Origin of the sequence: Marinobacter sp. tcs-11, assembly GCF_002049515.1 — a bacterium.
GTDB lineage: Bacteria > Pseudomonadota > Gammaproteobacteria > Pseudomonadales > Oleiphilaceae > Marinobacter > Marinobacter nauticus.
Window position 1 is genome coordinate 157,891 of record NZ_LLYU01000005.1, and the last position, 26,725, is coordinate 184,615.

At 59.1% G+C, this 26,725-nt stretch carries 27 protein-coding genes; 8 read left to right on the forward strand and 19 right to left on the reverse strand.

Features of this window, described 5'->3' with window-relative positions; all coding sequences use genetic code 11:
* Window positions 1-205: 205 nt before the first annotated feature.
* From ARC85_RS07990 to bioB, 6 genes are all read right to left on the reverse strand, one after another.
* Window positions 206-922, reverse strand: a complete 717-nt coding sequence (locus ARC85_RS07990; protein ID WP_022991406.1) for a putative metalloprotease CJM1_0395 family protein — start codon at window positions 920-922, stop codon at window positions 206-208.
* A gap of 11 nt (window positions 923-933) precedes the next feature.
* Window positions 934-1,179 (reverse strand): flagellar basal body rod C-terminal domain-containing protein, encoded by a 246-nt coding sequence (locus ARC85_RS07995; protein WP_011786197.1) that lies wholly within the window; start codon window positions 1,177-1,179, stop codon window positions 934-936.
* Window positions 1,180-1,230: 51 nt separating this feature from the next.
* Entirely contained in the window at window positions 1,231-1,935 is a 705-nt protein-coding gene (gene bioD, locus ARC85_RS08000) for a dethiobiotin synthase (RefSeq protein ID WP_273030369.1), read from the reverse strand.
* Between the two features lie 182 nt (window positions 1,936-2,117).
* Window positions 2,118-2,939 carry a malonyl-ACP O-methyltransferase BioC gene (gene bioC / locus ARC85_RS08005; RefSeq protein ID WP_114434183.1) on the reverse strand — a complete coding sequence of 274 codons (822 nt, stop codon included), beginning with the start codon at window positions 2,937-2,939 and terminating at the stop codon, window positions 2,118-2,120.
* Window positions 2,936-4,120, reverse strand: a complete 1,185-nt coding sequence (gene bioF, locus ARC85_RS08010; protein WP_114434182.1) for an 8-amino-7-oxononanoate synthase — start codon at window positions 4,118-4,120, stop codon at window positions 2,936-2,938. The genes bioC and bioF overlap by 4 nt, the downstream gene beginning before the upstream one ends.
* A 6-nt stretch (window positions 4,121-4,126) precedes the next feature.
* Entirely contained in the window at window positions 4,127-5,185 is a 1,059-nt protein-coding gene (bioB, locus tag ARC85_RS08015; RefSeq protein ID WP_114434181.1) for a biotin synthase BioB, read from the reverse strand.
* Window positions 5,186-5,236: 51 nt separating this feature from the next.
* On the opposite strand from bioB, the gene ARC85_RS08020 reads away from it, so the two are divergent.
* Window positions 5,237-5,965 carry a ComFC family protein gene (locus ARC85_RS08020; protein WP_114434180.1) on the forward strand — a complete coding sequence of 243 codons (729 nt, stop codon included), beginning with the start codon at window positions 5,237-5,239 and terminating at the stop codon, window positions 5,963-5,965.
* Here ARC85_RS08020 and ARC85_RS08025 read toward each other — a convergent pair whose 3' ends face one another.
* Window positions 5,966-7,078, reverse strand: a complete 1,113-nt coding sequence (locus ARC85_RS08025) for an NAD(P)/FAD-dependent oxidoreductase (RefSeq protein ID WP_114434179.1) — start codon at window positions 7,076-7,078, stop codon at window positions 5,966-5,968.
* A gap of 123 nt (window positions 7,079-7,201) precedes the next feature.
* On the opposite strand from ARC85_RS08025, the gene ARC85_RS08030 reads away from it, so the two are divergent.
* Genes ARC85_RS08030 through cmoB form a run of 5 tightly spaced genes read left to right on the forward strand, consistent with a single transcriptional unit; the run spans window position 7,202 to window position 10,810 of the window.
* On the forward strand, window positions 7,202-7,624 hold the full coding sequence (locus ARC85_RS08030) for a hypothetical protein (protein WP_114434178.1): 423 nt from the start codon (window positions 7,202-7,204) through the stop codon (window positions 7,622-7,624).
* A gap of 5 nt (window positions 7,625-7,629) precedes the next feature.
* Entirely contained in the window at window positions 7,630-8,649 is a 1,020-nt protein-coding gene (locus ARC85_RS08035) for a serine/threonine protein kinase (RefSeq protein WP_286714692.1), read from the forward strand.
* A gap of 20 nt (window positions 8,650-8,669) precedes the next feature.
* Window positions 8,670-9,050 carry a PA3694 family proteiin gene (locus ARC85_RS08040; protein WP_114434176.1) on the forward strand — a complete coding sequence of 127 codons (381 nt, stop codon included), beginning with the start codon at window positions 8,670-8,672 and terminating at the stop codon, window positions 9,048-9,050.
* Window positions 9,043-9,795 (forward strand): carboxy-S-adenosyl-L-methionine synthase CmoA, encoded by a 753-nt coding sequence (cmoA, locus tag ARC85_RS08045; protein ID WP_114434175.1) that lies wholly within the window; start codon window positions 9,043-9,045, stop codon window positions 9,793-9,795. Before ARC85_RS08040 ends, cmoA begins: the two co-directional genes overlap by 8 nt.
* A gap of 22 nt (window positions 9,796-9,817) precedes the next feature.
* Complete coding sequence (cmoB, locus tag ARC85_RS08050; RefSeq protein ID WP_114434174.1) at window positions 9,818-10,810, forward strand: tRNA 5-methoxyuridine(34)/uridine 5-oxyacetic acid(34) synthase CmoB; 993 nt, start codon at window positions 9,818-9,820, stop codon at window positions 10,808-10,810.
* Between the two features lie 76 nt (window positions 10,811-10,886).
* On the opposite strand, the gene ARC85_RS08055 is transcribed toward cmoB, so the two are convergent.
* The 11 genes from ARC85_RS08055 to ARC85_RS08105 form a co-directional block, all read right to left on the reverse strand.
* Window positions 10,887-12,182 carry an adenylosuccinate synthase gene (locus tag ARC85_RS08055; protein WP_011786209.1) on the reverse strand — a complete coding sequence of 432 codons (1,296 nt, stop codon included), beginning with the start codon at window positions 12,180-12,182 and terminating at the stop codon, window positions 10,887-10,889.
* A gap of 73 nt (window positions 12,183-12,255) precedes the next feature.
* Window positions 12,256-13,437 (reverse strand): ATP phosphoribosyltransferase regulatory subunit, encoded by a 1,182-nt coding sequence (locus ARC85_RS08060; RefSeq protein WP_023011130.1) that lies wholly within the window; start codon window positions 13,435-13,437, stop codon window positions 12,256-12,258.
* Between the two features lie 191 nt (window positions 13,438-13,628).
* Window positions 13,629-14,504: a protease modulator HflC gene (gene hflC / locus ARC85_RS08065; protein WP_023011131.1), complete on the reverse strand. Its 876-nt coding sequence runs from the start codon at window positions 14,502-14,504 to the stop codon at window positions 13,629-13,631.
* A gap of 3 nt (window positions 14,505-14,507) precedes the next feature.
* Window positions 14,508-15,692, reverse strand: coding sequence for an FtsH protease activity modulator HflK (hflK, locus tag ARC85_RS08070; RefSeq protein WP_114434173.1), 1,185 nt, complete (start codon window positions 15,690-15,692; stop codon window positions 14,508-14,510).
* A gap of 78 nt (window positions 15,693-15,770) precedes the next feature.
* The gene (hflX, locus tag ARC85_RS08075) at window positions 15,771-17,069 is read right to left on the reverse strand and encodes a ribosome rescue GTPase HflX (protein ID WP_114434172.1); all 1,299 of its coding nucleotides are present in this window, start codon (window positions 17,067-17,069) and stop codon (window positions 15,771-15,773) included.
* Window positions 17,070-17,163: 94 nt separating this feature from the next.
* Window positions 17,164-17,415 (reverse strand): RNA chaperone Hfq, encoded by a 252-nt coding sequence (gene hfq, locus ARC85_RS08080; RefSeq protein ID WP_011786214.1) that lies wholly within the window; start codon window positions 17,413-17,415, stop codon window positions 17,164-17,166.
* 37 nt (window positions 17,416-17,452) lie between these two features.
* Entirely contained in the window at window positions 17,453-18,442 is a 990-nt protein-coding gene (gene miaA / locus ARC85_RS08085; RefSeq protein ID WP_213020293.1) for a tRNA (adenosine(37)-N6)-dimethylallyltransferase MiaA, read from the reverse strand.
* A gap of 57 nt (window positions 18,443-18,499) precedes the next feature.
* On the reverse strand, window positions 18,500-20,389 hold the full coding sequence (gene mutL / locus ARC85_RS08090; protein WP_114434170.1) for a DNA mismatch repair endonuclease MutL: 1,890 nt from the start codon (window positions 20,387-20,389) through the stop codon (window positions 18,500-18,502).
* Between the two features lie 20 nt (window positions 20,390-20,409).
* Window positions 20,410-21,741 (reverse strand): N-acetylmuramoyl-L-alanine amidase, encoded by a 1,332-nt coding sequence (locus ARC85_RS08095; RefSeq protein ID WP_014422153.1) that lies wholly within the window; start codon window positions 21,739-21,741, stop codon window positions 20,410-20,412.
* Window positions 21,738-22,235, reverse strand: coding sequence for a tRNA (adenosine(37)-N6)-threonylcarbamoyltransferase complex ATPase subunit type 1 TsaE (gene tsaE, locus ARC85_RS08100; protein ID WP_011786218.1), 498 nt, complete (start codon window positions 22,233-22,235; stop codon window positions 21,738-21,740). The genes ARC85_RS08095 and tsaE overlap by 4 nt, the downstream gene beginning before the upstream one ends.
* On the reverse strand, window positions 22,232-23,794 hold the full coding sequence (locus ARC85_RS08105) for an NAD(P)H-hydrate dehydratase (protein ID WP_114434169.1): 1,563 nt from the start codon (window positions 23,792-23,794) through the stop codon (window positions 22,232-22,234). Before ARC85_RS08105 ends, tsaE begins: the two co-directional genes overlap by 4 nt.
* A gap of 136 nt (window positions 23,795-23,930) precedes the next feature.
* Between ARC85_RS08105 and queG the strand changes: the two genes are divergently transcribed.
* Window positions 23,931-25,019, forward strand: coding sequence for a tRNA epoxyqueuosine(34) reductase QueG (gene queG, locus ARC85_RS08110; RefSeq protein ID WP_014422155.1), 1,089 nt, complete (start codon window positions 23,931-23,933; stop codon window positions 25,017-25,019).
* Here queG and orn read toward each other — a convergent pair.
* On the reverse strand, window positions 25,014-25,556 hold the full coding sequence (gene orn / locus ARC85_RS08115) for an oligoribonuclease (RefSeq protein ID WP_114434167.1): 543 nt from the start codon (window positions 25,554-25,556) through the stop codon (window positions 25,014-25,016). The two genes, queG and orn, sit on opposite strands and share 6 nt — an antisense overlap.
* 105 nt (window positions 25,557-25,661) lie before the next feature.
* Between orn and rsgA the strand changes: the two genes are divergently transcribed.
* Complete coding sequence (rsgA, locus tag ARC85_RS08120) at window positions 25,662-26,717, forward strand: small ribosomal subunit biogenesis GTPase RsgA (RefSeq protein WP_286714693.1); 1,056 nt, start codon at window positions 25,662-25,664, stop codon at window positions 26,715-26,717.
* The last annotated feature ends 8 nt before the right edge of the window (window positions 26,718-26,725 follow it).

A 26,725-nucleotide genomic window follows, 5' to 3' on the forward strand; every position in this document is an offset into this window, starting at 1 on the left:
CTTCTGGCCTCGGGTTTGCTCAGACACCATGATGCACCGCATCACGGCCTTAATTAAACACTTGTTTGAAACATACGTTTTGAGGCACAGAATTGTCAATAGCCTTGACTGAAATTTGTGTTGGTTTTGTGTTCGATCAGTAAATTTTCAGGGCAGAAATGCCCGGAGAAAACGGGAAGACAAGGAGAAAGGCCAGACGAAGCGATCAGGCGAACAGGGAAGTCACAGACTCGGAATAGCGGGAGTCGCCAGCCATGGCAGAGACATTGCGGTAGCTCTCTTCCGCCTCGCGGGAACGGGCACTGCGAGCATCACCCTGGCTTCCCTCAACACTGGCAGAGGCTTCCGCCGTCCGGGATTCGCCCTCACCTGCCGCCAGCTCCGACTGTGCCTGCAACATGGTCTGCATGGCCTGGGCGGCAACAGCGCGATCCTGACCGGAGGGCTGGGCAGGCGCCATGGCAGCAGACCGCACCACGCGCATTTTTTCAATGGTGGCCTGAGGATCCCCCGCCACCGGCGAAACATCAATGGGAACTTCACCGCCTACCGCATACTGGGCGCCATCCGGCCCTCGCTGGTAGGTAAACGACATAGCACCCGCGTACTGCCCACCAGCAGCCTGATGCGCCGCCTCGTGAGCACGCACTTCCCTGTCCCGGGCTTTGAGATCAGTCAGCTGCTTCAGCTCTTCATCTGTCAGGCCTTGCGGATTCTCGCGCGCGTCGGAGCGTGATTCGGAAGACTGGTCGGATTTTCGTCCTTCGGAAGACTGCTCAACCGGTTTTGAGGTTGATGAAGTATCGCCAGTGGCAGGCTTTTCACCGGAAGCCTCCGGTGTTCGGCCACTGCCTGCGACCGGCGTGGACGCACCGGTGGGAGAGCCGGAGAAGATGGGAGCGATTGAGGAGAATACGTTCACAGAAACCTGGCTCAGGCGCGAATATCCAGCAGGGTACCCAGCGTTTCATCGGCGGTTTTAACGACCTGAGCAGAGGCCTCGACGCTGCGCTCGTATAGTTTCAGGTCGATCATGGGTTCCACCAGATTTCCAGCGCCCTCCGCTGAGCCCTGAGGACCGTCAACGCCACCTCGGGCAATTTTCCGGGCCGCGTTCTCCATGCCCACCATGCCGTCCTGGATACCCTGAATCCCGATAGCAAGTGTGTTGTTAATCATGAGCAGCCATTCCTGTGACGAACCTTTGACCTGATTAACTCACATTTCTGGTCAATTTTCAATCAGCGGTGTGATGTTCAGATACCGAGACAGGATCGCCGGCATCTCGGCGGTATCGGTATTTTCCAACCAGGGAAGCACACCGAGGCAAGGCGCGCCGAGGTGGGTGGACAGGTAGTTCAGGGTATCCTGTTCGCAACTCATCACCTGTTCTTCGGGATGGTTACCTACCCAGCCTGCAACAACCAGTCCGTCGGCGCGAATCGCTTCGGCGCTGAGCATGGCATGATTGATACACCCCAGTTGCAGCGGCACAACCAGTATCACCGGCAGTTTCAACTCTCCCGGCACCGCTGCGTAGGTTTCCCGATCATTGAGTGGTACTTGCCAGCCACCGGCGCCTTCGATCAGCAGAAGATCGGCGGGGCGGATCTGCATGCCACGACAAAACCCGACGATTCGCTGGGCGGTGACCTGTTTTCCGGCCTGCTGGGCAGCTACGTGGGGGGCGATGGCGGGCTTGAGGGCGATGGGGTTGATGGTGTCGTAGGGTAGTTTTTCGGTGATGGCCGCCTGCAGCATCAGGGCGTCTTCGTTTCTCAGGCCCTCAGGGGTCTGGTCGCAGCCGGAAGCGATGGGTTTCATGGCCAGGGTTCGCTTGCCGGCGGATTTGGCCGCCTCGAGAATGGCTGCGGAGACGATGGTTTTGCCGACGCCGGTGTCGGTGCCTGTAATGAAATAAGTGTGTTTGGCCATGCCTGAAATGTTCCTACGATTAGCGTAAGACGAGGGCAGGGGTACTCTTTCCAGGACACGCTACAAGCACATCCATGTGCGCTTGATTCGGGCCATCCATGGCCCTCAACAGTCCTGGAAAGAGTACCCCTGCCCTCGCCCGATATTTTTCACGGGTAGTCCGGACTCAATTAAATCCAATACTATCGTTTAACCCAGTATATCCAGGCCGCGCAGTACCCAGCCTCAACGACGTTGTCAGCTCGCGTTGGATAGGCACGACACATCGCCCGAAAGCGCCCCGGCGCCGTCACCGTCCGCCGGCGCTCTTCGCCTCTAAACACCGCACCGAGTTCTTTCAACTCACGATTGAGGTGCATGGGCGACTGGTACGGCAGTGATATGGTTTCAGCAACCTGTTTTGCGTTTGGCAGAACCGTCTCCACGAGGGCCTGCCACTGCGTTTCCGGAACAAAGCGGTTTACGTGCGCCTGTCCCGGATCGGCCTCGGCCCAGGCCTGTTTCAGTTCAGACAAGGTGCCGTCCAACAGCGTCGATATGGCCAGTCGTCCGCCAGGCCTGAGAATTCTTCGGCACTCCCGAAGGATCAGCTCCGGCCGGGCGCTCCACTGAATCATCAGGTTACTGAAGATCAGGTCAACGCTGTTATCCGCCAACGGAATCTGTTCGGCATCAGCGTGTAGCCAGTAGATTGCTCCCGGGCTTTGATTGGCAGCCTCAGCCAGCATGCCCGCTGAAAGGTCTGCACCGGTAACCTCGGAATGGGGGTATTGCGCCACTAACTTCCGGCTAAACCAGCCGGTTCCGCAGCCCAAATCAAGCACCGATTCCGGCACTGGCGTGTCTGCAAGCTCGGCGAGCATGGCATCGCCCATGATTTTCTGTAGGCGGGAGGCACCGTCGTAGGTGGCACTGGCGCCACCGAAGCCGCGAGCAATGGACTGCTTGGTTCCGGTTCCGCCCTCAACAGGAGCCGTTGGCTCTATTCGGGTATAGATGGTCATAGCACTGGCTCCCGGGCCACGGCCTCACTCAGGATGGAACGGCTCTTCGCCAGGGCCTGCAGCAAACGGTCAACATCGGCTTCGGTATGGGCGGCGCTGAGCGTAACCCGCAAGCGGGCCTCGCCCTCCGGCACCGTGGGCGGCCGTATCGCCGTTACCAGCAGCCCCTCATCCTCCAGTGCGCGGCTGAGCGCCAACGCGGTCCAATTATTTCCGATCATGATGGGCTGAATGGGCGTTCGGGATGACATCAGCTCATAACCCAGATCCTGAGCACCTGCCCTGAATCGCTGGATTAATGCGTCAAGATGAGCGCGTCGCTCATCGCCGCTCTCAACAGCATCCAGGCTGGCGCAGGTTGCCGCGGCCAGTGCCGGCGGCATGGCGGTGGTGTAGATATAGGTCCGGGCCTTCTGTACCAGGTAGTCAATCAACACGTCAGAGCCAGCGACAAAGGCCCCGGAGGTTCCCACGCCCTTGCCCAGAGTACCGATCAACACCGGTACATCCTCCTGGCACAACCCGGCTTCCAGCACGCTCCCCCGGCCCTGTGGCCCGAGAACACCAATGCCATGGGCATCGTCCACCACCAGAAGCGCATCGTGAGCCTTACAGACGCGAGCCAGTTCCGTGAGTGGCGCAATGTCTCCGTCCATGCTGAACACGCCATCGGTAACCACCAGTTTGTGGCCGGAGGTTGCTGAGAGCATGGCTTCCAACGCGGCCACATCACCGTGAGCATAGCGGCGCACGCGGGCACGGCTGAGAATGCAGCCGTCAATGATCGAAGCGTGATTCAGTCGATCCGAGAAGATGGTATCGCCACGGCCCGCCAGTGCGGAAATGACCCCCATGTTTGCCATGTACCCGGTGGAAAAGAACAATGCCGCACTCCGCCGAGTGAACGCTGCCAGCCTCTGCTCAAGGCGATGATGGGCCTCGTGGTGGCCGCAAACCAGATGCGAAGCAGCTCCGCCCAGGCCAACCTCCGGCAGCGCCTGCTCCAGCGCCCGCATGTTTTCGCCGTGACTGGCCAGGCCCAGATAGTCGTTACTGCAGAACGACAACAACGACCGGCCATCCGCCGTCAGCGTCGGCTGCTGGGGGCCGGCGATCAGGCGGCGGGTTCTGTACAACCCGGCCTGCTTTCGTTCTTCTATCTCTTTGGCGAAGTCACGCATGCGGAATCACGCAGACTCCCGGGTCGCGTCGTAAAACATGTGCCGTGTGGCCTCATATTCCACCGCCTCGGCAATGGCCTCTTGCTCCTGCTCCTCGGTCGCACACTGCTCCCGCTGCTCAGGCCGGATGCCCAGCTTGCGGAACAACTGCATGTCCGCATCCGCCTCCGGGTTCGAGGTGGTCAGCAGTTTCTCACCGTAGAAAATGGAGTTGGCTCCCGCCATGAAACAGAGTGCCTGCATCTGCTCATTCATCTGCTCACGGCCCGCGGACAAACGTACATGGGAAGCCGGCATCATGATTCGGGCGACGGCGATAATGCGAATGAAATCAAATGGGTCCAGGTCTTCCACATCTTCCAGCGGCGTGCCCTTCACCTTCACCAGCATATTTACCGGTACACTCTCGGGGTGCTGGGGTAGGTTGGCCAGCTGAACCAGAAGACCAACGCGGTCATCCTCATCTTCACCCATACCCATGATGCCGCCGCAACAGACCTTCATGCCGGCCTTGCGCACGTTATCGAGCGTATCAAGACGGTCCTGGTAGGTACGGGTCGTGATGATGTGGTTATAGTATTTCTCGGAGGTATCCAGGTTGTGGTTGTAGTAATCCAGGCCGGCATCTGCCAGCTCCCGGGCTTCCTCTTCTTTGAGCATGCCCAGTGTCATACAGGTTTCCAGGCCCAGGGATTTCACCTGGCGGACCATATCCAGAACGTAGGGCATGTCTTTCTTTGACGGGCTACGCCAGGCGGCACCCATGCAGAACCGGGATGCCCCTTTTTCTCTGGCAACGCGGGCCTCAGCCACCACCTTCTCGATTTCCAGCAGCTTCTCCTTTTCAAGCCCAGTGTTGTAATGACCACTCTGCGGGCAATACTTGCAGTCTTCAGGGCAGGCACCGGTCTTGATCGAGAGCAGCGTGCTCACCTGAACCTCATTCGGGTCAAAGTGCTCCCGGTGGATGCTCTGGGCGCGAAACAGAAGATCATTGAACGGAAGATTGAAAAGCTCGCGAGCTTCCTGAAGCGTCCAGTCGTGGCGGGTAGCGGTGGCAGTCATGTGAGAGTCCTGTTAACCTTTCCGGGATTTTTGGTTTACGGATAAACCGCGATGATAAACGGACTGATCTCGCTGTCAACCTTGACAAAGGTTAAGGTTAACAACTCAAGACGCGCCGGACGCTGCGTCACCTGCCTCGCAGGCGCTGCCCAGGATGGCCTTTGCCAGGACTGCCGGAACGACCTGCCCGCCAACCGCTGGTGCTGCCAGACCTGCGCGCTGCCCTTGCCCTTTCCAACCCCGGATGGACGTTGTGGCGAATGCCAGGCCTCACCACCGTGCTATAGCCGTTCGCTGATCCCCTGGCGTTACCAGTTCCCGGTTGATGGCATGATCGGCCGCTACAAATACCACGGCCAGCACAAATTCGCGCGACCATTACTGGCGGGTTTTACCGACTACATTGAGCATCATCTGGCAACCGAGGGCCGGCCGCAGGTTCTGATCCCCGCCCCCATGCACTGGACCCGGCGCTGGCAACGGGGCTTCAATCAGGCCCAGGATATTGCCGAGGCGGTGGGAAGGCGGCTGGACCTGCCTGTCAACGCCCGTCTGGTGCGACGAACGCGACGAGTTCACGCACAACGGAAACTGAACCGGACAAGCCGACTGGCCAATCTTCAGGGGCTGTTTGAGGTTACCGGACCGGTGCCGGCAAATGTCGCCATTGTCGATGATGTGGTCACCACCGGCGCTACCGTTCGCGAGCTGGCATCGGTGCTGACCAGAGCGGGAGCCAGGGACATCCAGGTCTGGGCACTGGCGCGCACACCCGGCTGATCAATTGTCCAGTTTTGTCAGCACGTGTCCGGCGATGGCCAGACAGGAGGTGAGTCCGGGCGACTCAATCCCGAACAGATTGACCAGGCCACCAACACCATGGTCCTCAGGGCCATCGATGCGGAAATCCGCAAAGCCGCCATCCGGGCCCGCCAGTTTAGGGCGAATGCCCGCATAAGCCGGCTGCAGACGGGCCTCGTCCAGGGACGGCCACCAGCGCCGGATACTGTCGGCAAATCCACGAACACGCTGCGGATCGACCCGATAGCTTTCCTCGTCTATCCATTCCACATCCGGCCCAAACCTGGCCTGGCCAGCCAGATCGAGAGTCAGATGAATGCCGAGTCCACCGGGTTCGGGTATGGGATAGATCAGCGTATTGAATGGATGGCGGCCACTGAAGCTGAAATAAACACCACGGGCCAACCATTTTTTCGGCCGCGCACGCTCTGGCAACCCCGACCACAGCCCCGCAAGTGCCGGGGCACCAAGTCCAGCGGCGTTAATCACCTCCCGAGCCTTCAGTAACAGATCTCCGGCTTCACCCACCTTAAGAACATGCCCCTCAGGACCGGATTCGGCAGACACCACCGGGCTGTTGAACGCAATCTGGCCACCGGCGTCTTCCAGTTCACCCTGCAGCGCCAGCATCAGGCCATGGCTGTCCACAATCCCGGTTTCCGAAGACCAGAGCCCGGCAGTGGCCCGGATTGAGGGCAATTGGCACGCCATCGCGGCGCCCTCATATAACGCCAGGGACACACCGTTTCGGCCCGCCTGCGCCTGAATGCCAACAAGACGTTCGGCCTGCGCGGCATCACTGGCGATGATCCACTTGCCGCATTTTCGGTGCGCCACTTTGTGGCTGGCGCAGTATTCATAGAGCTGTTGTCGGCCTTCCACGCACAGCCGGGCTTTGAGGGAGCGCTCCGGGTAATAGATTCCGGCATGAATGACTTCGCTGTTGCGAGAGGATATGCCTTCACCAATGGCGGCACCGGCTTCCAGCACCAGCACCTCCCGCCCGGAACGGGCCAGCGCCCGCGCAATGGCAAGCCCGACCACGCCGGCACCGATCACCACGGTCTGTATACTGAACTGCTCCTGGGCCACTCTGCTTTCCTCTACCCGGTTCTCTGGTCGGGAAATTACCGCAGATCAACGCCGGTTGCATTACCTGCCCGCCAAGAACCGTTATACTTGCCCCAAGACAGAACGAACGCAGGGAGCCTGGCGATGTCTGATCGAAAACAGTTTATTACCGTCATGGTGGTTGCCGCGCTTTTTGTCGGCTGGATTGGCTGGCGCGGCTTTGAAGTGACCCACCTGAACGCGCAACTGAAAGAAGACAGAACCGTCGCCAGTTACCCGTACCAGCACCGGGTATTGCGGGTAGAGGGAGATACTGCCGTAATCAGTTCTCTTCGATCCCACTCGGTATCGACCCAGAAGGCCCTGACCGCCGTGTTCCCGGGCATGCGCCATCTGGCGGATACCCATCGTGAATGGCAGAAAGCTGAACGGGAGCTTGCTCAGGTTCAGGCCAGAGCCGGGGATCTTGTCCTGGCCACCGGGCGGGTCAACCGCATTCGCTGGGAGCTGGACGAAAACTGGTACCATCTGCAATCCATGAAAACCCGATACGACACCACATTCTGAGCCCTATGCAGACTGAACCTCCGGCGATCACCCCGTCCTCGCATCCCTACGATGCCCTCACCCCGGAAGTCATTCTGGATGCCATTGAGGCGGAGGGATTCGAGGTCAACGGCCGGCTCTTTGCCCTGAACAGCTATGAGAACCGCGTCTATCAGGTCGGCATTGAAGACCAGCCACCGGTAATTGCCAAATTCTACCGTCCAGACCGCTGGCCGGATTCGGCGATTCTGGAAGAACACGAATTCACCCTGTCACTGCAGGAGGCCGGAGTTCCAGTGGTTGCCCCTTTGGTGCTGCCGGGCGGGCATTCCCTCGGCCAGTATGGGGATTTCAGATTCGCGGTATTTCCGCAGCGCGGCGGCCAGGCCCCGGATACCAGTGTGACCGACACCCTGTATCGACTTGGCCAGTGGCTGGGGCAGATTCACAACATTGGTGCCCTTAAACCCTTTGAGCACAGGCCCGGGTTTGATCTGTTGGCGGGGCTGGAACAGAACAACCAGCTGCTGGTGGAAGGTAACTGGATTCCCGATGATCTCAAACCGGCCTGGAACTCCCTGATTCCGGACCTGATCGCCAACTGCCGCGAACGGATAGCCGAAGCCGGCCCGGTAGACACCTTACGTATTCACGGTGATTGTCACGCCGGCAACATACTGTGCCGGGATGAAACCATGCTGTTTGTGGATCTGGACGACTGCCGCACGGGTCCGGCGGTTCAGGACATGTGGCTGCTTCTGAACGGAGACGCCAGTGAACGGGGCGCCCAGCTTGGCGAATTGCTTGAAGGCTATGAAATGTTCCGGGATTTCAATCGTCGCGAACGCCACCTGATTGAACCCTTGCGATGCTACCGGCAGATCACCCACTGCGCCTGGCTGGCAAGGCGCTGGGAAGATCCGGCGTTTCCGAGATTCTTCCCCTGGTTTTCACAGCCGCGTTTCTGGTCAGACCAGATCCTGTCTTTACGGGAACAGCTGGCCGCGTTACAGGAACCGGCCATCAGCCTGCCGGGCCAATTCTGATTTTCCGACACGAGGTACCCATGAGCGATAACGAACAGCGTTTCACAGCCAAGAGCCTGATTGTGACCGGAGTTGCTGCCATCGTCGGCACGGTACTGGTGCTGGAAGCGTCTGGCCGGATTGATCACTCCGACAACAAGGACCACGCTCCGGTGGGTGAATTTACCGCCATCCACGTCAAACCCGGCGAAACCTTCCGTATGTCCCGAAAATCCTCGGAGCTGCATGCCGTTTGTGAAAACGGTTACCTGGCCATTGCCGCTGACGTCGACCCATCCTTCCGGGGCATCCTGGTCGATTACAAGAACCGGGGGGTTCGCTGCGCACGGCCGTCCCCTACCGACAAGGATCTGGCGACACCTCGCCCCGATGAGCGCGAGGCCGGAGCGGGCGATGAGTAATCGTACGCCCCCGGAGCAACTGACCGACCGGTTATTTGCCACTGAGCGCAATCCCGAGGATTTTCGCTTTGACGCGTCCGTCGCCCGGGTGTTTCCGGACATGATCCGCCGCTCTGTCCCCGGCTACACCACCATCATCCCGATGATTGAGGTGATCACGGAACAGTACGTTCAGCCGGGCTCACATTGTTACGACCTGGGCTGCTCGCTCGGCGCGTCCACGCTTGCCATGCGCCATGGCATCCCCTACCCGGACTGCACCCTGGTGGGCGTGGATAACTCCGAGGCCATGATTGAGCGCTGCGAGCATTATGTCGCCCTGGATGACCACGACCTGCCGGTAACACTACTCTGCGAGGACATCCTGAGCACCGAACTGAGCAATGCCTCAGTCACCACCCTGAACTTCACGCTGCAGTTCGTGCCGCCCGAGCAGCGGTTGGCCCTGCTGACCCGTATCGGCGACGCCACCCTGCCCGGCGGCGTGCTGGTTCTGTCCGAGAAGATCCGATTTGAATCCGACGCGGAACAGGCCATCCAGACCCGCCTTCATCACGAGTTCAAGCGGGCCAACGGCTATTCGGACCTGGAAATCAGCCAGAAGCGTGCCGCCATCGAGAAAGTACTGATCCCGGAAACCCTGGCAGACCACCGGGATCGATTGCAGCGCGCCGGCTTTGACCAGGTACTGGTGTGGTACCAGTGCTTCAACTTTGTCTCGATGCTGGCCATCAAGAACTCCTGACTTATCCACCGAAAGACATACCATGGCACTGTTTGACTGGCACAAGCACTTTGATCCCGTTCTTTCCTACCTGAACGAAACCGGTAACACCCGGTGGACCACAGCCCTGAAAGAACAACTCACTCGACGGTTTGAGGACAACCCCCACGGCGATATGGCACGCTGGCACAACGCACTGCAGTCCTTGCCAGACGTTGCCGATGCCAGGGTCGACCTGAATCAGTCTGCAATCACGTTGACCAGCCCCGGCGGCCTGGATCCAGACGCCATGACCCGCCTTGAGAACGGATTACGGGGACTGATGCCCTGGCGTAAGGGCCCGTTCGATTTCTTCGGCACCTACATTGACACCGAATGGCGCTCAGACTGGAAATGGGACCGGGTAGCACCGCATCTGGCGGATCTGGCGGGGCGTACCATTCTGGATGTGGGCTGCGGCTCCGGCTACCATTGCTGGCGCATGGCTGGAGCGGGGGCCAGGCAGGTGATCGGCATCGACCCGGGGCTGTTGTTCATGTTCCAGTTCCTGGCGGTCAAAGGGTATCTGGGCCAGGCTCCGGTCGATCTGCTCCCGGTGCGCATGGAAGACCTCCCGGCCGACATGGAATGCTTTGACACCACCTTCTCCATGGGCGTGCTGTATCATCGTCGTTCACCGCTGGATCATCTGCTGGAACTCAAGGGCACGCTGCGTCGCGGCGGCGAACTGGTGCTGGAAACCCTGGTTGTAGACGGCCCGGAGGGCTACAGCCTGATGCCCGAAGACCGTTACGGCCAGATGCGCAACGTCTGGTTCTTGCCGAGCTGCCCGACCCTGCTCCGGTGGCTGGACAGAACCGGGTTCCGCAACGCCCGGGTGGTAGACGTCAGTGAGACCACCACCGATGAGCAGCGCCAGACCGACTGGATGCGTTTCAATTCGCTGGCGGACTTTCTGGACCCAGACAATCCCTCGAAAACCATTGAGGGCTACCCGGGCCCCAAGCGGGCGACACTGATCGCGGAAAAGCCCTGACCCCCTGCACCGGAAAACCGGCACAAAAAAACCGCCTGGGGCATCCACCACAGGCGGTTTTTATTAGCTTCTGAAATTACTCTCCGAACGGATGCCGCAGAGTAATGGTTTCCACACGATCCGGACCGGTGGAAATAATATCAATCGGCGCCTCGATCTGCTCTTCCAGGAAGCGGATATAGGCCTTGGCATTCTCCGGCAGCTGATCCACGCTGGTCAGGCCAACCGTGCTCTCGCTCCAGCCCGGCAGCTCCTCATACACCGGCTCGATATCACTGTAGCTGTCGCAGCCGATGGGGGGACGGGTGATTTCGCCGTTCGGAGTCTTGTAGCCAATACACACCTTCACCGTTTCCAGACCGTCCAGAACGTCCAGCTTAGTCAGGCAGATACCGGACACACTGTTGATCTGGATAGCATGGCGCAGAGCGACCGCATCAAACCAGCCACAACGGCGGGAACGACCTGTGGTGGTGCCCACTTCGTTGCCCTTGACGGCGAGGTGCTTGCCCATGTCGTCAAACAGTTCGGTCGGGAACGGGCCGGAACCTACCCGGGTCGTGTAGGCCTTGGTGATACCCAGCACATAGTCCAGATACAGCGGACCAAAACCGGAGCCTGTAGCGGTGCCGCCAGCGGTGGTATTGGAGGACGTCACGTACGGATAGGTACCCAGGTCGATATCCAGCAACGAGCCCTGAGCGCCTTCGAACAGGATGTGCTCTCCGCGCTTGCGGTAGTCGTGCAAAATATCGGTTACGTCTGCGGCCATGGGCAGGATTTCCTCGCCCATCTGTCTGAGTTCTTCCAGGGCCGCATCGATATCCTCGGCCTCTTCCTTGAAGTACTCGGTGAGAACGAAGTTGTGGTACGACATGATTTCCCGCAGCTTGATCTCGAAATCGGCGGGGTTGCACAGGTCACCCAGCCGAACACCCCGGCGGGAAACCTTATCCTCATACGCAGGGCCAATTCCCCGGCCGGTGGTACCAATCTTGTCATTGCCACGGGCACGTTCGCGGGCCTGATCAATACGCACGTGGGTGCGCAGGATGATCGGGCAAGCCAGGCTGATTTTCAGGCGGTCACGAACGGCAACACCGTTAGCCTCCAGCTCCCGCACTTCTTTCAGCAGGGCTTCCGGCGACAGCACCACACCGTTACCGATGAGGCACTGGACATCCTGCCGCAGTATGCCGGACGGAATCAGGTGCAGAGCCGTCTTCTTACCTTCGATCACCAGTGTGTGACCGGCATTATGCCCGCCCTGAAAGCGGACAACGGCAGCCACCTTGTCTGTCAGAAGGTCAACAATCTTGCCCTTGCCTTCATCACCCCACTGGGTGCCCAGCACAACTACGTTTTTACCCATGATTCTCTCTCAATTCAGACGGGCCAGAAGCACACGCCCTGAAGATTTACCCCGGAAATTAAACAAAAACGGCTCAGGCGATGGTTTCTACCACCCATTGGCCATCACGATTCACCAGTTGACGGTCACACCCCCGCTCCGAAGGATCCGTCTCACGATCATCCGGCAATGCCCGGATCACCGTTTCAGTCATTCTCAGGCCGGAAATCACGCCTTCCAGCGCGGCGTCGTTGTCCGCTGGCGCCCATATGGCCCCGGCTTTACGGAACGGGCGTTCGCCCAGCGACACCAGTGCACGGATATCCAGGCTGAACCCGGTGGCAGGCCGCGCGCGACCAAAGTCACTGCCAATAGCATCATATCGGCCACCTTTCGCCACGGCATCGCCATGGCCCGGCACGTAGGCCGCAAACACCAGACCGGTGTGATAGTTGTATCCGCGCAATTCACAAAAATCGAAGCCCAGACTGACTTCCGGAAAATCCCGGTTGAGCATGTCCGCGACGCGGGCAAGCTGATCAAGCGCCGCATCGATGGCGCCAGAAGCGCCACTGAGGATTTCCCGGGCATCGGCCAGAGATTCCACCCCACCGCTGACCCTGGCCAGCTGGCGCAACCGGCAACCAGCAGAGCCCGGCACACAATCCCCCAGCAGGCGATCCAGCTCGGGTACGGACTTGCGTGCCATGGCATCAAATACCGCCGCTTCGGTATCACGATCAAATCCGGCGTCGGAGACCAGGCTTTCATAGATTGAAACGTGAGCCAGGTCCAGATGCAGCCTGGGCAAACCGGCCACCCGCAAGGTTTCCAGCATCAGGCTGATCACTTCCATATCGGCCGCTTCGGAGCCACTACCAAACAGCTCGCAACCGGCCTGAATCGGTGTGCGCCCGGTCAGCATATGGCGCGGCCGGGTATGCAGCACATGGCCGGCATAACACAACCGGGTAATGCCATCCTGGCCCAGGGTATGCGCGTCTATGCGGGCAGCCTGGGGCGTCATGTCGGCGCGAACGCCCATCATCCGACCAGTCAGCTGATCGGTCAGTTTGAACGTCTGCAGTTCCAGGTCGTGGCCTGTACCGGTAAAGAGGGATTCGAGATATTCAATCAGCGGAGGAATAACCAGCTGGTAGCCCCAGCGCTGGCAGGTATCCATAACATCCCGGCGCAGGGACTCGATCCGCCCGGCCAGCGGCGGCAGAATGTCCTCTACCCCGTCAGGCAGTAACCAGCGATCAGATACAGTCATGAGATTCTGTTGTCCGTTTTTCCCTCGCTGGCCATGGAGCCAGGGGGTAACTCAGGATTTAGGCGCTCGGGCTCGGAAAACCCGACACAAAACCGCCAGAATTTTACACGGTTGGCAGACACAAAAAAACCGGAATCCCGGGGTTCAGCAAAATTTCCCCGCAGATTCCGGTTTAGCTGGTGTCAGCCGGCTCAGTTAGCGCCGGCCGGATTCTTCAGGAACTTCATGAAGTCACTGTCGGAATCAATCACCATGATGTCATCCTTGCTGGAGAAGGTGTTCTGGTACGCCTGCAGGCTGCGGTAGAAGCTGTAGAACTCTTCGTTGGCACCATAAGCCTCGGCGTAAATGGTGGCGGCTTCACCATCACCTTCACCACGGGTGGTCTCGGCTTCGGCAAAGGCGTTCGCCAGAATCACCGTTTGCTGACGATCGGCATCAGCACGGATACCCTCGGCCAACTCCTGACCGCGGGAACGGAATTCCTGGGCCAGCTTCTGGCGTTCAGTCGCCATCCGACGGTAGACGTTCTCGCTCACCTGACCCGGCAACTCGATCGCCTTGACACGAATATCAAGCACCTCGATACCGAACTCCTTGACGGACGTCTCGTTCACACGATCACGCAGAGTGTGCATCAGCTCATCACGCTGACCGGACACCACTTCGTGCATGGTGCGTACACCGAACTCATCACGAAGACCGTTGTCCACGCGGGACAGGATCAGCGTCTGGGCACGGAATTCGTCACCGCCGGTGGAACGATAGAACTGGTCCACATCACGGATTTTCCAGGCCACATAGGAATCCACATCCAGCGGCTTCTTCTCAACCGTCAGGTACTGACGGGATGGCAGATCCATGGTCAGCACCCGGATATCGAATTCCCGGATCTGATCGATGACCGGCACCTTGAAATGCAGGCCAGCCTGGATATTGGTCTCTACCAGCTCCCCGAAGCGAAGTTTCACGCCCCGATGGGTCTCCGGGATGATGTACACACTGGACAGCACGAGCAGGACAACAATGAGGGCGCCTGCAAGGCCCACTACACCTTTAGGTCCCATAACTTATCTGCTCCTCCGGGTATTGGTATCCTGGCGGGTGCGCAGCTCCTGCAGCACCTGGTCGGTCAGGGTCTGGATATCCACCTGCTGGCCACTGCTACCGGACATCCGGCTGCCAGATGACGACAGGGAACCCTGTGTCAGACGATCCAGGGGCAGATACATCATGTTGCCGCTGCTCTCGGTATCGACAAAGATTTTGCTGCTGTTACCCAGCACCTGCTCCAGAGCCTGGATGTACATGCGCTCACGGGTAACCACCGGGGCCTGCTCGTACACGGCCAGCAACTGATTGAAGCGTGCAGTTTCACCGCGCGCCCGCTCGATCACTTCCTGCTTGTACGCGTTGGCTTCCTCGATCATGCGCTGTGCCTGACCTCGGGCCTCGGGAACAATCTTGTTACGGTAGGTTTCGGCCTCTTCCTTCAGGCGCTGCTCATCCTCGCGAGCACGCTGAACCTCGCGGAACGCATCCTGCACCGGAGCCGGCGGCTGAGTGCTTTCAACGTTGACCCGGACAATTTCAAGGCCGGTGCCATACTCTCTCAGGAAGCTCTGCAGGCGCTGCTCAACCCGCACCGCAAGTTCCGCACGACCTTCGGTCAGCACGTCATCCAGGGACGAGCTACCGACTTCATGGCGCAGGGCGCTGTCGGTGGCAAATGCAAGGGCCTGGTTGGAGTCACGGACATTGAGCACATACGCCTGGGCATCACCCACGCGATACTGGACCTGAAGATCGACGGTCACCAGGTTTTCATCCTGGGTCAGCATCTGGCCGGAAGACTCGGCAGTACGGATGCTGGTAACGCGAACCTTGTTGACGGTATCAATCAAGGGCACCTTGAACCGCAGGCCCGGGTTTTCGGTACGGTTATACTCACCGAAGCGCAGCACCACCGCCCGCTCCTGTTCGTCCACGGTATAGAACGACTGATAGATGACATAACCCACCACCAGAATGGCCGCAATGGCCAGAATGGCACCAAATCCACCTGCGCTGCCGCCGGAGCTGCTGCCACCGCCAGAGTTGCCGCCTTTGCCGCCAAGCATGCGATTCAGCTTGTCGAGCCCTTTCTTCAGCGCTTCATCGAGGTCTGGTGGCCCCTGATCATTGCCGCGACGACCACCACCGGTTCCCCAGGGATCGTTGTCGTTACGGTTTCCACCCGGTTCATTCCAGGCCATAGTTCTCTCCGTTCGTGTTTAATCGAATGGCTGCAAATACTAGGGATTTATCAAGGCCCCGGCAATAGCAGGGGCCATTCAGACCGGCCGGCTTTCCAACCGGATCACGTCCTCACGTACACCGGCACGGCTCAAAAGCTGCAGCCAGTCCCGGTTCTGCAGCCGGACTTCCAGCACCTGATCGCCGTTGTCGCAATGCTCTTCACTCAGTACCGAACCCGCTTCGTGCAGAAGCGCTCTAAGCTTGCCATCGGCAGGGCCAAGACGCACAAAGTGGTGCACCACATCCTCTGCAAGACGCTCAACAATCGCGTCGAACAGCAGCGGCAGCCCCTCTCCCGTTACGGCTGAAACCCAGGCTCGCACCGGCAAACCTTCTTCGTTGCGATCAATCCGGGGCTCGAAACCATCAAGCAGATCGATCTTGTTGAACACCTGCAGCATCGGAATCTCATCGGCTCCGATTTCTGCCAGAACGTTTTCCACCTGTTCGATGTTTTCATCCCGACGGCTGTCGTGACAGTCGATCACGTGCAACAGCAACGTGGCCTGGGTGGTTTCTTCCAGCGTCGCCCGGAATGCCTCCACCAGCTTGTGCGGCAAATGGCGGATGAAGCCCACTGTGTCGGCCATTACGACCGGCCCGATGTCGGGAAGTTCCAGCCGGCGCAGGGTCGGATCCAGGGTCGCAAACAACTGGTCTGCTGCATATACGCTGGACGTGGTAATTCGGTTGAACAGCGTGGACTTGCCGGCGTTGGTATAACCCACCAGTGACAACGTAGGTATGTCGGCACGCTTGCGGGCGCGACGGCCCTGATCCCGTTGCTTGCGGACCTTTTCCAGACGCCGGTGAATGGATTTGATGCGTTCGCGCAACAGCCGGCGGTCGGTTTCGAGCTGGGTTTCACCCGGCCCCCGCAAACCGATACCACCCTTCTGGCGTTCGAGGTGAGTCCAGCCCCGTACCAGCCGGGTAGACATATGCTCCAGCTGCGCCAGTTCCACCTGCAGCTTGCCCTCGTGGGTGCGGGCCCGCTGCGCAAAGATATCCAGGATCACGCCGGTGCGATCAAGCACCCGGCACTTGAGCTCGCGCTCAATATTACGTTCCTGGCTCGGGCTCAGGGCATGATTGAACAGCACCACATCCGCTTCGGAGGCGGCCACCGCATCCCGGATTTCCTCAAGCTTGCCCTCTCCCACAAAAAAACGCGGGCTGGGCTGCTTCCGGGTGCCAGTTACAGTAGCAACCGGCTCTACGCCGGCGGATGTCACCAGTTCCCGGAACTCTTCCGGATCTTCGGTATCGTCGTGGGCGGTAAAATCAATGTGAACGAGAACCGCCCGTTCTCCGACATCTGGACGCTCAAACAAGTTTCATCAACTCCATAAACACAAACACCCGCGACCATTCAAGCACATAGGCTGTCCTGGAGCGCGGGTGTGAAAGCGGGAAAAGCAGGCGTTATCAGTCTTCAGACTCACCTTCACCTGCCGGGTTCTGCTGCGGTAGCCGGACGTTACGAGCAGGAACCACAGTGGAAATAGCGTGCTTGTAAACCATCTGGCTCACCGTGTTCTTGAGAAGAATCACGAACTGGTCAAAAGACTCAATCTGGCCCTGAAGCTTGATACCATTGACCAGAAAGATGGAAACCGGAATGCGTTCCTTGCGCAAGGCATTGAGGTAAGGGTCTTGTAAAGAGTGCCCTTTTGACATGTGTTTTCTCCTGTTTATAAGTAAATGCAGATCGTCATTATTCAACGTTAAATGTGGTGTGAAGCCCGGATTTTTTCAAGGTATCCAGCACCACTTGCGGGTCGGCGGAGTCCAGCCAGTGCACATCTCGCCATTTTCGCAACCAGGTAAGCTGCCGTTTCGCCAACTGACGGGTGGCGGCAACGCCCTTGGCAACAAAGCTGTCGTAATCCTCGTTGCCTGACAGGTAATCCCAGGCCTGTCGATAACCCACGCAACGCATCGAGGGAAGATCGGGGCTGAGATCACCTCGCGCCATCAAGGCACGGACTTCATCAAGGAAGCCTGCTTCCAGCATTGCCAGAAACCGTTTCTGTATCCGCGAATGCAGCACAGAGCGCTCGGCAGGCGCCAGGGCAAACTGAAAAACAGTATACGGCAGGCCAGCGCTTTCGTCTGCCTGCCAGCTGGTAAAATACGTGTAATCCTCAATACCAGACTGCCGCTGTTGCCCGGAAGTTCCCGATTCTGACTTCCAGAACGAGGAGATCGGCTTATTTGTGAGCCGAATCACTTCAATGGCCCGCATCAGGCGCTGACGATTATTGGGATGAATCAGGCGAGCGGCCTCCGGATCTTTGTCTGCCAATTCCTGATGCAGCGTGTCCCAGCCATCGCATTCGGCTTCCCGCTCGATCTCTGCCCGCAGCTCCGGACTTGCCGACGGCAGATTAGACATGCCATGCAGTAATGCCTTGAAGTACATCATGGTGCCGCCCACCAGCAACGGGATCCGGCCACGGCCAGATATCTCGCTCATGGCCGCCAACCCATCGCGGCGAAAATCCGCCGCGGAATAGGTCTCCGCCGGATCACAGATATCGATCAATCGATGTGGTGCCAGGGCGAGCTCTTCAGGTGAAGGTTTAGCGGTGCCAATATCCATGCCACGATAAACCATCGCGGAATCCACACTGATGATCTCACAGGGCAACTCACGGCAGAGCTCAATGGCAAGATCGGTCTTGCCAGACGCAGTCGGCCCCATCAGAAAGATCGTTGGCGGCAATGAACCCTGCTGGGAGCGGTTATCGGGAATCACCGCTTAGCGCCCCCGTAAAAACAGCTTGTCCAGTTCAGACAGGGTGACCAGGGTCCAGGTGGGCCGGCCATGGTTGCACTGTCCGCTGCGCTCCGTTGCTTCCATATCGCGAAGCAACGAATTCATTTCTGGAATCGTGAGCTGCCGGTTTGCCCGCACCGCCCCATGGCAGGCCATGGTGCCGAGCAATTCATGGGTGACCGCTTCAACGCGATCACTCTGGCCGTGCTCAATCAGATCTGCCAGCACATCGCGCACCAGCTGCTCAGTGTCTGCCCCTCGGAGCAATGCCGGGATCTGCCGCACTGCCAACGTCTCTGGCCCGATACGCTCAATCTGCAGACCAAGGTGCTGCAGCTCTTCACCATGGCTCTCCGCAAGCGCCGCCTCTTTCTGGCTCACTGCCAGTGACAGGGGCACCAGCAAAGGCTGGCTCTTAAGATCCTGTTCGACCAGGGCCCGCTTCATGCGCTCATAAGTAATACGCTCATGGGCGGCATGCATATCCACCACGATCAGGCCGGCACGGCTCTGGGCCAGAATGTAGATTCCGTGCAGCTGGGCAATCGCATAACCCAGTGGCGGCTCTTCCGCATCATCCCTGGGCGGCGTAACCGAAGCTGACGCCGCTGGCATTTCTGCCCGGGCAACGGGTGTTGAAACACCGCCACCCTCATTCAACGACTGGTAAAACGCCATCTGATCACTGGCCCGCCACTCCTGCTGGGGTGACTGCCCGGGCGACGACGGATAAGCCTCAGTGCGTGACTGTGTGGGCCAGGGTCCCGATGTACCCGGGGCACTGAAACCGCCAGCCGAATGCTCGGGTTCAACAACCGCAGACTCACGACCAAAGGATTGGGCCGCCGCCCCACGGAGATGATCGTCCGGGCGTACATCCGCCAGGGCTCGATGCAGAGTCCGGAAAATAAAATCGTGAACCAGCCGGCCGTCGCGGAACCGAACCTCATGCTTGGTTGGGTGAACGTTGACATCCACCGTAGCCGGATCTACCTCCAGGTACAGCACAAATGCAGGGTGACGGTTGTTGTACAGAACGTCCCGGTAGGCCTGGCGAACTGCATGGGCGACCAGTTTGTCCCGGATCACCCGGCCATTCACAAAAAAGTACTGCAGATCTGCCTGACTGCGGGAAAAGGTCGGCAGCGCCACCCAACCCCAAAGGCGCAACCCGGTGGCCTCGGCATCAATAACCACCGCATTGTCGATAAACTGCTGGCCACACAGCGAACCAATCCGACGTTCCTTGTCCAGATCCGTCTCAGCAGGGCGCAGGCTTTGCACCACTCTCTGGTTATGACGCAGGGTAAAACCGGTATCGAACCGACTCAGAGCCTGACGGCGAACACACTCTTCAACGTGGTTGAATTCGGTTTTTTCCGTGCGCAGGAATTTGCGGCGGGCAGGAGTATTGAAGAACAGATCCCTCACTTCAACCGTGGTACCCACGGGATGGGCCGCCGGTGAGATGCGAGCATCCATGTCGCGGCCTTCCACCTCAACACGGGCCGCCGCTTCCTGCAACTCGGTACGGGAGGTGAGGGTCAGGCGTGACACGGAGCTGATACTGGCCAATGCCTCACCCCGGAATCCCAGAGAGGCCACAGCCTCAAGATCATCCAGGGTCAGGATTTTGCTGGTGGCATGCCGGCTCAGGGCCAGAGGCAGGTCCGCCTCTTCAATACCGGAGCCGTCGTCACGCACCCGGATCAGTTTTGCCCCACCCTGCTCGATCTCCACATCGACGCGCGAGGCCCCGGCATCCAGGGCATTTTCAACCAGCTCTTTAACAACAGAAGCAGGACGTTCTACCACCTCCCCGGCAGCAATCTGGTTGGCAAGCCGGGGGGACAGTAACTGGATGTGGGGCATATCCGGGGACTACCTCTTGATCAGGATGAGGGGATGCGAATGGTTTGCCCTACCATAACACGATCATCGTTCATCCCGTTAAAGCGCATCAGCTCGCTGACGGTGGTCTGATTCTCCCGGGCAACGCCCGAGAGAGTATCACCTCGCTGTATCCGGTACTGGCTGACGTCGGTGCCACCCCGGTTTTGCTGTTTTTCCCAGGCCAGCAAAGTGCCGGGAGGTGGTGTGCGACGAAAATACTGCTCGATGCCATCGAAAATGGCGTTGGCCAGCTTGTTGCGGTACCACTCGGACGCAAGATTCTTCTCTTCGGTCGGATTCGAGATGAAACCGGCCTCCACCAGAATCGAGGGGATGTCCGGCGACTTCAAAACCACAAATGCCGCCTGCTCCACCCCCTGTTTGTGAAGCTTGGCCACACGGCCCAACCGGCCCAGCACGGAATCTCCAACCCCCAGACTGGCGTTGATACTTGCGGTCATGGAGAGATCCAGCAATACCCCGGCCAGCATGTCATCACGGCCATCCAGAGAGACACCGCCGGCACCACCGATCAAATCTGAACGGTTCTCGCTCTGGGCGAGCCATCGAGCCGTTTCACTGGTGGCACCGCGCTGAGACAGCGCGAAGACGGATGCTCCCCGTGGCTGCGGCGTTCTGAAGGCATCGGCGTGCACGGACACGAACAGATCCGCGTTGTACTTGCGGGCCAGCAAGGTGCGGTTCCGCAAGCCCACGTAATAATCGCCTGTCCGAGTAAGCTTGGCCGTGAACCCTTTCTGCTGGTTGATCAGATCGGCCAGACGCTTTGCCATTCTCAGCACGACATCCTTTTCCCGGGTCCCCCGGGGCCCGATTGCGCCCGGATCTTCGCCGCCATGACCGGCGTCGATAACCACGATAATGTCACGCTTACCGGCAGAATCCTGGGTCACCGTCGGGCTCGTCGCCCGATCGAGACGGCTGCCCTGTTCGTCAATCAAATCGACCACCAGACGATGGCCATACTGCTGATTCGGCTCCAGCACAAAGCTGCGAGGCTTGATATCACTTTTCAGATCCAGCACCACCCGCAAATCGTTACCATTCCTTGGCGCGCTGCGAATACGCTGAATGGGGCTACCGGAAAGGTCGACCTTGCTGAAATCCGTGCCGAGAGCAGCATCCTTCAGATCAATAACCAGCCGGGACGGTCCACTCAGAGAGAATACGTTGTGCTCAACCAGACCGGCAGTGTCCAGCACCAGGCGGGTATGATCCGGAGCCGGCCACAAACGCACCCCCTCGACACGGGTACCGGCCAAAACTGTACTGGCTGAAAGCAACAGCGCCATAATCACCAAGATTTTCATGAATCCGGCCCTATCAGTTCTATTTCATTAAGCAAGGAAGCCCCAAGCTCCGAACGGGCGCGCAATACCACAGAGCGCCCCTGACCTTCCCGTTCAAGATGGATTTCCAGATCCGGATCAGGCAAGACTCCCTGACCACGCTCCGGCCACTCAATAATCCGGATGCTCTGGCTGGCAAAATAATCCCGGATTCCCATGTATTCCAGTTCCTCGGGGTCACCCAGCCGGTACAGATCAAAATGGTACACCGGTGGTTCCAGGTGTTCGTAGGGTTCAACCAGTGTATAGGTCGGGCTCTTGACGGCACCCTCGTGGCCAAGCCCTCTCATAACACCACGGCTCAGGGTCGTCTTGCCCATCCCCAATTCGCCGTCGAGAAAAACGGTGAGGCCTTCCCGGGCATGACTGGCCAACCGGGCCAACTCACCACCAAGTTTTTCCGTCTCGGCCTCATCTTCCAGAAACAACCGGCGTTCATTACCAAAAATACTCATCGATTCCCCCGGTCACTAAAACATTCAGGCCGCTCCGACCTTACCAGCACCTGTGGCACGGCTTCGATCACATCAGCCGGGAGCAGCCCCATATAGCCTTTATTCTGCCCCGCCTCATCCGCGGCCGCCAGATGTAAAGCCGCTGAAGCCATTACCGCCTGACGGGCGGACGGAATTTGCCCGAGAAATGCCCCCAGGATGCCCGACAGCACATCGCCCATGCCCCCTGTCGCCATCCCCGGATTACCGCCCGGTATTATGCCGGGCACTCCGCTGCCGGTGGCAACAACCGTACCCGCACCTTTGAGCAGGACAATGCCATGCCACAGCTTCTGTATGCGTGCTGCCGCTCCCATCCTGTCCGCCTCGACTTCCTGAACACTGCAGCCCAGCAGCCTGGCCGCTTCTCCCGGGTGGGGCGTCAGCACATGGTTGTCCGCCGGCGCCGGGGCGCGGTCGGCCATGATGTTGAGTGCATCTGCGTCCAACACTCTGGGCTTGCCACTGGCAATAACCTGCTGCAGCATTTGCTGTCCCCAGGCGGACTGGCCGATCCCGGGTCCGCAGACCACGACATCGGGTTTCTCCAGTAAAGCCGGCAACTCAGACCCGTGGGTTACACCCCTGACCATCAACGACGGACAACGAGCCAGCGCAGCGGTAACGTATTCCGGCCGGGTGGCCAATGACACCAACCCGGCGCCGGCCCTGGAGGCCGCCTCTGCAGCCATTATACCCGCCCCGCCGAAACCGTGATCGCCTGCCACCACCAGGACATGACCGAACATGCCCTTGTGGGCGTTAGCGGGGCGTTCCGGCAACCAGGACTGGCATCGCGCCCAGGGATAAAGCTCGGCCAAGGGCATTTCCCCGCTCTGCTGACCGGCGTTAATCGCCCCCAGCGCTTCAAACATTACCTGACCACAGACACCCGCGCCTGCGCCGGTGAAGAGGCCAGTCTTGGCGCCGATAAAAGTGACCGTCACATCGGCATGCACCACATCCCCTGTCGCGGCACCGGTTGTGGCATCCAGGCCGGACGGCAAATCCACCGCCAATACAGGCTTTCCGGATTGGTTCAACTGACCAATAACATTGGCAAAGGGCTCCCTGGGCGCGCCGGTTACTCCGGTACCGAGCATGGCATCTACCACCACCGCAGCGCTATCCATCCGCGCTTGCAAATCGGCATCGGACAGGGCACTGCCTTCAAGAATCTCGACACCATCGGCCCGGGCTTTCTGGCACGCAGACCGGGCGTCGCCCGTGAGCTTTTCCGTCGGCGCCACGGCAACACACGCCACATCAATGCCATGACGCTTAGCGTTGGCGGCCACCAGGTAACCATCACCGCCATTATTGCCAGCTCCGCACAACACAAGCACAGGCTGCGCACCAGGCCAGAATGCCACCAGATGGCGGAACGCCGATCTAGCTGCCGTTTGCATCAATTCGAAGCCATCCACCCCCTGCTGTTCAATCAGATAGCGATCCATCGCCCGCACCGAGTCGGCGGAATAGAGCGCTTCTGGTAGACTGTGCTCGGAAACAGAGGGCATTTGCCGGGAACTCCCAGATACAGAAACCGGTTTAAGAAAATTGGCCAGATACCTGTAAAGCATAGCAAAACAGGAAAAAAGGTCATAACTTAATCAAATTAAATCTTCGCAGGGCCGCACCTGCCAGCAGTCCACTATGGCCGTTACTCCAGAACACCCAGCTTCAGAAACGCTCCATACAGAGCTCGCGGACCTGCCTGCACAGATCCGCCGTTGGGCACGGGAGCTGGGCTTTTCCGATGCCGGGATTACCCAGGCGGAGACGGGGCCTCACGCTGAACGCCTGCAGCGCTGGCTGGCAGCAGGTTACCACGGCCAGATGGCCTACATGGCCGACCATGGCGACAAACGTTACACACCCGACTCCCTGGTACCCGGGACCACCCGGGTCATTTCCGTCCGACTGGATTACCTGCCAGCACCTGACAACCCGAAACAAGTGCTTACTGACCGGGAACGGGCCTACGTTACTCGCTACGCCCTGGGGCGCGACTACCACAAACTGATGCGCAAACGCCTGGCCACGCTGGCAAAATGGATTGACGAGGCTGTCAACGGCTATGACTACCGGGCATTTGTCGACAGCGCGCCGGTACTTGAGCGCGGACTGGCGCAACGGGCCGGACTGGGTTGGATTGGCAAAAACAACATGCTGATTCACCCCAAAGCCGGTTCGTTCTTTTTTCTGGGTGAAATCTTCACCAATGCCCCTCTGCCCCTGGATGCACCGTTCGACAGCCAACACTGCGGCTCTTGCGCTGCTTGCCTGGACGTATGCCCGACCGACGCCTTTGTAGGCCCTCACCTACTGGATGCCCGGCGCTGCATCAGCTATCTCACTATTGAACTGAAAGGACCGATCCCGGAGGAGCTGCGTTCACAAATGGGCAACCGGGTATTCGGCTGCGACGATTGTCAGTTGGTCTGCCCCTGGAACAAGTTCAACAAGCCCACCGACGAGGAAGACTTCAAACCGAGGCATGGTCTGGACAATTCATCCCTGGCGGAGCTGTTCCTGTGGACCGAGCAGGAGTTTCTGAAGCGCACGGAAGGGTCAGCAATACGGCGCACCGGCTATGAAAACTGGCTCAGGAATCTGGCGGTGGGACTGGGCAACGCCCCCAGCACCATTCCGGTGGTGGAGGCACTCAAAGCCCGGGCCGACCACCCGTCGGAACTGGTCCGCGAGCACGTGGCCTGGGCCTTGAAACAGCACGGACTATAGCTTGAAGAAATGATCCCGGTAGTGACGCAGTTCATTGATGGAGTCACGGATATCGTCCAGAGCCAGATGACTGCCGTGTTTCTTGACTCCTTCCAGCACGTCCGGGCGCCAGCGGCGGGCCAGCTCCTTTACCGTTGAGACATCGAGATTGCGGTAGTGGAAGAAGGCTTCCAGTTTGGGCATGTATTTCACCAGAAACCGCCGATCCTGACCAATACTGTTGCCACAGAGCGGGGATTGTCCTGGCTCAAGATGTTTGCCCAGAAACTCGAGGGTTTGCTGCTCGGCCTCTGCCTCGCTGATGGTACTCTCTTTGACCCGTTGGGTCAGACCACTGGCACCATGGGTGCGGGTACACCATTCATCCATCTGCTCCAGCAGGCTGTCGGGTTGGTGAATGGCAATCACCGGCCCCTCTGCCACGATATTCAGCTGGGAGTCGGTGATGATGCTGGCCATCTCGATAATGCGTTCTTGCTCGGGATCCAGACCGGTCATTTCCAGGTCAATCCAGATCAGGCGGTCGCCGTTACTCATCTCGCTGTTACCTATGCCGTTTTGTCGGGTGGATGAAGTTCTGTGTATTGTCCACGATTCACGTATGATGTGATACCCAAACGCCGGTTAACCGATTGAACGCAGATGGCAAAACGACGATTGAACAAACGCCAGCAATGGCGCATCGAAAAGATCCAGAAAGAACGGACGGTGAGAGCTGCACGCAAGGAAAAAGCGGTGGAAGAACAAGCCGCCGCCGGTGAGCTTGGTCCTGAGCAGAATGGACTGGTGATTGCACACTACGGCCAGCAACTGGATATCGAGGCGCTTGAAGGCCCGGAATCCGGGCAGGTGTTCCGCTGTTTCGTCAGAGCCAACATTGACAGCCTGGTGACCGGAGACCGGGTGGTCTGGCGACCGGGCAAAAGCAAAACCGGCGTGATTGTTGCCCGCTGTGAACGGGAAAACCTGCTGCAGCGCCCGGACAACTTTGGCGCGCTAAAACCGGTGGCCGCCAATATCGACCATATCATTCTGGTCATTGCCCCCGAGCCGGAGCCCCACGACAACCTGATCGATCGTTATCTGGTGGCGTCTGAAAGCTCTGACATTCCGGCGGTCATCCTCCTGAACAAGACAGATCTGATTAACGACGGCAACCGGGATCAGATCGAAGCCCTGCTGGCCAGATATCAGGCGCTGGGCTATGAGGTGGCGCGCACTTCAGCCGCAGAAACCGCGGGCACGCCAGCCCCGGAAGTGGAAGCTCTGGTGCGGAATCAGACCAGCGTCTTTGTGGGCCAGTCCGGCGTAGGCAAGTCTTCCATCATTCAGACGCTGTTACCGGATGAACTGCTACGGGTAGGCGCGGTCTCCGAGAGCACCGGCAAGGGCGTGCATACCACCACCACGGCCAAACTGTTCCACCTGCCTGGTGGGGGGGATTTGATCGATTCTCCGGGTATCCGGGAGTTCGGCCTGTGGCACATGACGCCGCAGGAAGTGGAATACGGCTTCCGGGAAATCCGGCCGCTGATCGGGCTCTGTAAATTCCGCAACTGCCGGCACATGGGCGACCCAGGCTGCGCCCTGGATGCCGCCGCCGAGGCCGGAGAGATTTCACCGGAACGCCTGAAGAGCTTTCATCGCATCCTTCAGGATATGACCGATCAGCAGGCCCGCGGGCTCAAACTGACCTGAGCCCCCGG

Coding starts and splice junctions, on each gene's coding strand:
- cmoA (WP_114434175.1), top strand. CDS start 9,043: ATGAGTAATCGTACGCCCCCGGAGCAACTGACCGACCGGTTATTTGCC.
- miaA (WP_213020293.1), bottom strand. CDS start 18,442: ATGGGGCCGACTGCGTCTGGCAAGACCGATCTTGCCATTGAGCTCTGC.
- hflK (WP_114434173.1), bottom strand. CDS start 15,692: ATGGCCTGGAATGAACCGGGTGGAAACCGTAACGACAACGATCCCTGG.
- ARC85_RS08035 (WP_286714692.1), top strand. CDS start 7,630: ATGCAGACTGAACCTCCGGCGATCACCCCGTCCTCGCATCCCTACGAT.
- orn (WP_114434167.1), bottom strand. CDS start 25,556: ATGAGTAACGGCGACCGCCTGATCTGGATTGACCTGGAAATGACCGGT.
- bioC (WP_114434183.1), bottom strand. CDS start 2,939: ATGACCATCTATACCCGAATAGAGCCAACGGCTCCTGTTGAGGGCGGA.
- mutL (WP_114434170.1), bottom strand. CDS start 20,389: ATGCCCCACATCCAGTTACTGTCCCCCCGGCTTGCCAACCAGATTGCT.
- bioF (WP_114434182.1), bottom strand. CDS start 4,120: ATGCGTGACTTCGCCAAAGAGATAGAAGAACGAAAGCAGGCCGGGTTG.
- ARC85_RS08040 (WP_114434176.1), top strand. CDS start 8,670: ATGAGCGATAACGAACAGCGTTTCACAGCCAAGAGCCTGATTGTGACC.
- ARC85_RS08060 (WP_023011130.1), bottom strand. CDS start 13,437: ATGACTGTATCTGATCGCTGGTTACTGCCTGACGGGGTAGAGGACATT.
- ARC85_RS08105 (WP_114434169.1), bottom strand. CDS start 23,794: ATGCCCTCTGTTTCCGAGCACAGTCTACCAGAAGCGCTCTATTCCGCC.
- hflC (WP_023011131.1), bottom strand. CDS start 14,504: ATGGGACCTAAAGGTGTAGTGGGCCTTGCAGGCGCCCTCATTGTTGTC.
- ARC85_RS08020 (WP_114434180.1), top strand. CDS start 5,237: ATGATAAACGGACTGATCTCGCTGTCAACCTTGACAAAGGTTAAGGTT.
- ARC85_RS08030 (WP_114434178.1), top strand. CDS start 7,202: ATGTCTGATCGAAAACAGTTTATTACCGTCATGGTGGTTGCCGCGCTT.
- ARC85_RS08095 (WP_014422153.1), bottom strand. CDS start 21,741: ATGAAAATCTTGGTGATTATGGCGCTGTTGCTTTCAGCCAGTACAGTT.
- ARC85_RS08055 (WP_011786209.1), bottom strand. CDS start 12,182: ATGGGTAAAAACGTAGTTGTGCTGGGCACCCAGTGGGGTGATGAAGGC.
- bioD (WP_273030369.1), bottom strand. CDS start 1,935: ATGGCCAAACACACTTATTTCATTACAGGCACCGACACCGGCGTCGGC.
- hfq (WP_011786214.1), bottom strand. CDS start 17,415: ATGTCAAAAGGGCACTCTTTACAAGACCCTTACCTCAATGCCTTGCGC.
- rsgA (WP_286714693.1), top strand. CDS start 25,662: ATGGCAAAACGACGATTGAACAAACGCCAGCAATGGCGCATCGAAAAG.
- tsaE (WP_011786218.1), bottom strand. CDS start 22,235: ATGAGTATTTTTGGTAATGAACGCCGGTTGTTTCTGGAAGATGAGGCC.
- bioB (WP_114434181.1), bottom strand. CDS start 5,185: ATGACTGCCACCGCTACCCGCCACGACTGGACGCTTCAGGAAGCTCGC.
- queG (WP_014422155.1), top strand. CDS start 23,931: ATGGCCGTTACTCCAGAACACCCAGCTTCAGAAACGCTCCATACAGAG.
- cmoB (WP_114434174.1), top strand. CDS start 9,818: ATGGCACTGTTTGACTGGCACAAGCACTTTGATCCCGTTCTTTCCTAC.
- ARC85_RS07995 (WP_011786197.1), bottom strand. CDS start 1,179: ATGATTAACAACACACTTGCTATCGGGATTCAGGGTATCCAGGACGGC.